Origin of the sequence: uncultured Acinetobacter sp. (genome assembly GCF_947624825.1) — a bacterium.
GTDB lineage: Bacteria > Pseudomonadota > Gammaproteobacteria > Pseudomonadales > Moraxellaceae > Acinetobacter.
Map to the genome: position 1 here is coordinate 1 of NZ_CANQLZ010000096.1, position 5,176 is coordinate 5,176.

A 5,176-nucleotide genomic window follows, 5' to 3' on the forward strand; every position below is an offset into this window, starting at 1 on the left:
AAATTCAATATCATCACTTGATGCTTCAGGAATTTCACTTAAATCAATGTTATTTTGCTGCTCTAAGGTAAAGTTTAAACGACCTGCCATGACACTGGCTAACTCTTCTAAACCTTGTTTATTCATTGAAGAAAACAACTGAATAGAAAAATCCAACTTCATTTTACGCAGTTGTGCTTTGACTTCTTGCAAAGCTTTAGAGGCAGGACCACGGTTGAGTTTATCTGATTTGGTCAATAAAACATGCACAAATAAACGACGCGAATAGGCCCATTCAAGCATCATCACATCAAAGTGTTGTAATGGATGACGAATGTCCATCAGTAACACTAAGCCTTGTAGGCTTTGACGATGAATCAGGTAATTTTCTAACTCTTTTTGCCACACAATTTTCATGGCTTCAGGTACAGCCGCATAGCCATAACCGGGTAAATCTACCAAACGTTGGTCTGGGTTACCTAAGCTAAAAAAGTTAATCATCTGGGTACGACCCGGACGTTTTGAGGCACGTGCCAATTGCTTTTGGTTGGTTAGCGCATTAATTGCGCTAGATTTACCTGCATTAGAACGACCCGCAAAAGCCACTTCATAGCCTGTATCTTCAACACATAAATTTAGCTTTGGCGCACTCATTAAAAATTCAGCTTTGCGAAGCCAGTTTAGTGAGCGTACAGCATATTCAGTAATTGCAGAATCAACTTTTTTCTCATAAGTGATCTTTTGCTTTGGCGCAGTTGCCGTTTTACTGTTACGTGATTTTCCTCGGTGCTGATGCATAACCCAACTTCAAACTTAATTTACCAAGGGGCATTATAAAGGAAGTCGCTCAGGCAAGCGACTTAAACATTCAAGATCTCAATAGCAAGCGGATTTTTGCCATCTAAGGGTGGGCTTAATGCTTGTGCGAAGGTGTATTGATTAAGACTTTGATAAAATTCAACCAAAGCCCGTTGTAACATGCCTTTTAAGCCACAGCTTGGTAGTAATACACAGGCATTGGGTTGATAGCAATCCACAATTGGCGCATCGCCTTGTAGAGTCTGTACCATAACACCAAGAGGGAGCTGTAATACCTTTGGATCTAAACGAATACCCCCGCCTTTACCGCGTGTGGTGATTAACCATTGTTGTTTGGCTAAAAAATGCACCACTTTAATCAGGTGATTTTCAGAGACCTTCAACTGCGCTGCAATTTCAGCAATGGTGTAGGGTACATCACGCTCAGGCGCAACATACATCAACACGCGTAATGCATAATCTGTAAATTTATTCAGCTGCATTGCAAAAAAAACTAGGGTCGGAACCCTAGTTTAACCTCAAAATATAATAAAAAGAATGTGTTTTAGATCACACTGTCATTGGAGCAGACAGCTCAACGACATCACCAACTTGATAATGCTGCGCTAAAATTGCTGCTACAGAATATGGACTTGGTTCGGCAACAGGTTCAACCGAGAACTGATAACGATCTTCTGTGCTTGCACTGAGTTTAAACTGTTGCGGTTGTAACAATGCTTGTTCAGGCACACTCACACGTACCGAAATTGGGGTGTTGGCTTGAGCATTTAAGATGGCTTGTCCATCTTGTGCGGTCACGCTAAACAAATATGCGCTGCCTGATTTTTCAATTGCGCTAATTTTAAACGTGCGCCAACCTGTCCAACCGCCATGTTGTGAAGCTAAAGTTTGATATTTGTTCTTTTCCATCGAAATCATCAGATCGGCAAGTTGCATATAAGCAGCTTGCCATGCCGCGATTAAATCAGAATCCATCGCTACATCAAGCACTTCACTAATAGAATGCAATAAATTCTCGCCTACAATGGCATATTGCTCTGGTTGAATATCTAAGCTGACATGTTTAGTGGTGATGTGTTCTAAGGCTTTTGCTAATACGCTTGGGTTTTCAATGTGTTCAGCATAAGCCAATACAGCAGCAGCCAAAGCCCGCGGCTGACGCTCATTATTTTGATGCTCTAAATTAAAAGTGTTTTTTAATTCAGGATGATTATTCAGCATACGCTGATAAAAATAACGGGTCAGTGCGACACCATTTTCACGTAAAACAGGCACGGTTGCTTTTACAAGTTCAATATGTTGTGGTGTCATCTAAGCGCTCGCTTAAAACAGATTTTAAAAGGTGTATTTAAAATATACCTTTTAATTTTATTTGGCAATTAAAATCCATAAAAAAAATATGGGATAGTTTAACCATCCCATATTATTCATCTGTGTTAATTAAAAAACTAGCTAAGTATGTTTAGTGCTTGTTGAATATCTTGAATTAAATCTTGAGTGTCTTCTAAGCCAATGCAAAAGCGTACCAAAATCCCTGAGTGTAAATGCGTGTGTTCAAGACTACGCATATGTTGCAGTTCATACAGCATAACTAAGCTCAGTGGACCGCCCCAACTAAAGCCCAACTTAAGCAGTTGCAGCGCATCGCAAAACTGACGAATATCTTGCAGTGAGTATTTTGCATCAAAGATAACACTGACTAAACCTGCACTATGTTGTTCTTGGCATACGGCTTGCCAATACTGATGACTGATATTGTCAGGGTCGGCAGGGTGCAGGACTTGGCTAAATTGCGCTTGCTGTTTCAGCCAATCAAGGAGCTGTAGCGCACTATGACTTTGCGCCTCATAACGCAGTTGCATTGAAGCCAAACTACGCTGTACTTGAGCCACATCATCGCCTGAAACACTCACACCTTGTAAGGCATGCATACGGAATAATTGATGATGTAACGCTTTATCGCGTGTGACGACCGAACCCATTAACATATCACCACCGCCACTTGGGTATTTGGTCAGGGCATGTACTGTTAAATCCACACTTAAATGTGCATCGCTAAAATCAAAAGCGTTAAAGGCTAGCCCTGCGCCCCATGTGTTATCCAATGCGGTCAGAATATTCTGTGCTTGGGCTTTTTTAACTAAAGCGACTAAGTCAGGAAACTCTAAAGTCACCGAACCTGCCGCTTCAAGCCAGATTAATTGGGCTTTTTCACTTGGCTGAAAGCTATTTACATCTAGTGGATTATAAACTTTGACACAGATGCCATAACGTATTTCTAAATTACGTAAATGCTCCATGTTGGGTCCATAAATATTATCGGCTACCCAAACTTCATCGCCATGGCTTAAAAAACAAGAATTGACCAAATTAATGGCCGACAAACCACTTGGCGCAAGCAAACAGTATTCACCACCTTCAAGCTGTGCAATCTGATCGGCTAAATTAAAGGTGGTGGGTGTGCCATGTGTGCCATAGCTGTAATCATAATCGTCACTCCAATGGCGATTAAATAAGGCATCGGTATTGTTAAAGATGATGGTGGATGCACGATATACAGCAGGTTGCACAGTGTTAATCGACTGGGGGGCATTTCGTGGTGCATGAATCAGTTGGGTTTGGCGATTTTTTTTCACAGCGGCGCTCAAAATAAGTTCACTTTAAGCTGTAGCTTAAGAGAAAGTCATTGATCGTGCTAGGGATGTTCAACAATTGTGATAAATCTGATGAAATGGGACAAGTTGGCGCTATTTTTGCAAAACTTTAAGCAAACAAATAACAATAGGTGAATAAAGCGCATGAAGCCGCAGTTAAAAGTACATTATTTTCAACATATTGCGGGAGAAGGTTTTGGTAGTTGCTATGAATATTTAAAACAAAAAAATGCCAAAATTACCGCAACAGAATTTTTCGCGCTACCGGTAGATCGGACTTTGGATTTAGAAGCCTTACCTGATGTCAATGAAGTGGACTTATTGATCATCATGGGAGGCTATATGAGCGTAAACGATGAAGCTAATTATCCATGGTTAAAAGTAGAAAAACGCTGGTTAAGACGTTATTTGGCATTGGGTAAACCTGCTATTGGCTTATGTTTGGGTGGTCAACTCATTGCCAACGCGTTGGGTGCTGCGGTGAGTCGTAGTCAACAACAAGAATTAGGTTGGAGCACCATTCGCAAGGTTCAAAGTGTGCCGCAAGAGTGTTTTCAATTGCCTGAGCAATTTAATCTATTGCAATGGCACACAGAGACTTTTGAAATTCCAAAAGGTGCTGTGCATTTAGCTGAAAATGAAGCATGTCGTAATCAAATGTATCAAATTGGCAATAATGTTTTGGGCTTTCAATCACATCCTGAGATTACCCCACAAGTTTTAGAATTATTTTTAGAAAACAGCGAAGAATTGTCAATTTTCTCAGGCAATTATGTCCAAGATGTAAATACGTTGATTAAATCATCAAAAAATAAATTTATTCAAGGAAATCAAATATTAAACCAAGCAATTGACTATGTTTTAAGAAAGAATGCCTATTGAGTGGTGTTTAAACCATTGATTAACAAAATATAGCGAAAAACCATATAAAAGCCCAAAAATGGATTTGCTTATGCATTAAACAATAGCTATAATGGGCGACCCTTCAATAGGAAGGAGGTTAACTACGAATAAAGTAGTTAACTATCGTTACAGTCGTGGCATCGATCACGACCTTAGTGATAATTCACTGCTCTTGACACTTGCCTTATATTAGTGGGGTGAGATGCGTCAAGAGTGATTCTTTATATATTTGGCTTGGAGTTTACTGGTATGTCTAACCAGAGAATTCGTATCCGTCTTAAGTCTTTTGATCACCGTCTAATTGATCAATCTGCTCAAGAGATCGTAGAAACAGCAAAACGTACTGGCGCACAAGTTTGCGGTCCAATTCCAATGCCTACACGCATTGAACGTTTCAACGTTTTAACATCACCACACGTTAACAAAGATGCGCGTGACCAATACGAGATCCGCACTTACAAACGTTTGATCGACATCGTTCAACCTACAGACAAAACTGTAGATGCATTGATGAAGTTAGATCTTGCAGCTGGTGTTGATGTTCAGATCGCATTGGGTTAAGGCTTTCGGGTTAATTAACACTCTAAGTTAATTAGGCCGCTTTTTTAGAGGTTTATGCACATGGCTATTGGTTTAGTCGGTCGCAAGTGCGGTATGACACGTATCTTTACAGATGCTGGTGTTTCTGTGCCTGTTACAGTGATTGAGGTTGATCCTAACCGCATCACTCAAATCAAAACGCTTGAAACTGATGGTTATCAAGCGATTCAAATCACTACTGGTGAACGTCGCGAATCTCGCGTAACTAACGCTCAGAAAGG

Annotated in this window: 6 protein-coding genes and 1 pseudogene; 3 read left to right on the top strand and 4 right to left on the bottom strand. The window is 40.3% G+C overall.

The genetic code is table 11. The features are described from left to right. From yihA to Q0017_RS13155, 4 genes are all read right to left on the bottom strand, one after another. Positions 1 to 777, bottom strand: a 777-nt coding sequence (gene yihA, locus Q0017_RS13140; protein WP_298147705.1) for a ribosome biogenesis GTP-binding protein YihA/YsxC, incomplete at its 3' end; no start/stop codon positions are given. A gap of 62 nt (positions 778 to 839) precedes the next feature. Continuing rightward, positions 840 to 1,280, bottom strand: a complete 441-nt coding sequence (locus Q0017_RS13145) for an Rrf2 family transcriptional regulator (protein WP_298147708.1) — start codon at positions 1,278 to 1,280, stop codon at positions 840 to 842. A 67-nt stretch (positions 1,281 to 1,347) separates the two neighbouring features. Beyond that, positions 1,348 to 2,109 carry a globin domain-containing protein gene (locus Q0017_RS13150; RefSeq protein ID WP_298147711.1) on the bottom strand — a complete coding sequence of 254 codons (762 nt, stop codon included), beginning with the start codon at positions 2,107 to 2,109 and terminating at the stop codon, positions 1,348 to 1,350. Between the two features lie 137 nt (positions 2,110 to 2,246). Then, entirely contained in the window at positions 2,247 to 3,434 is a 1,188-nt protein-coding gene (locus Q0017_RS13155; protein WP_298147715.1) for a PLP-dependent transferase, read from the bottom strand. Between the two features lie 162 nt (positions 3,435 to 3,596). Between Q0017_RS13155 and Q0017_RS13160 the strand changes: the two genes are divergently transcribed. From Q0017_RS13160 to rplC, 3 genes and pseudogenes are all read left to right on the top strand, one after another. Further along, positions 3,597 to 4,334, top strand: coding sequence for a type 1 glutamine amidotransferase (locus Q0017_RS13160; RefSeq protein ID WP_298147718.1), 738 nt, complete (start codon positions 3,597 to 3,599; stop codon positions 4,332 to 4,334). A 270-nt stretch (positions 4,335 to 4,604) separates the two neighbouring features. Then, positions 4,605 to 4,916, top strand: a complete 312-nt coding sequence (gene rpsJ, locus Q0017_RS13165) for a 30S ribosomal protein S10 (protein WP_000070912.1) — start codon at positions 4,605 to 4,607, stop codon at positions 4,914 to 4,916. Positions 4,917 to 4,976: 60 nt separating this feature from the next. Then, positions 4,977 to 5,176: pseudogene (gene rplC, locus Q0017_RS13170) on the top strand (50S ribosomal protein L3); the annotation flags it as partial.

Excerpts from the sequence above, each read along its gene's own strand:
- Q0017_RS13160 (WP_298147718.1), top strand. The coding sequence starts at position 3,597 with ATGAAGCCGCAGTTAAAAGTACATTATTTTCAACATATTGCGGGAGAA.
- rpsJ (WP_000070912.1), top strand. The coding sequence starts at position 4,605 with ATGTCTAACCAGAGAATTCGTATCCGTCTTAAGTCTTTTGATCACCGT.
- Q0017_RS13145 (WP_298147708.1), bottom strand. The coding sequence starts at position 1,280 with ATGCAGCTGAATAAATTTACAGATTATGCATTACGCGTGTTGATGTAT.
- Q0017_RS13150 (WP_298147711.1), bottom strand. The coding sequence starts at position 2,109 with ATGACACCACAACATATTGAACTTGTAAAAGCAACCGTGCCTGTTTTA.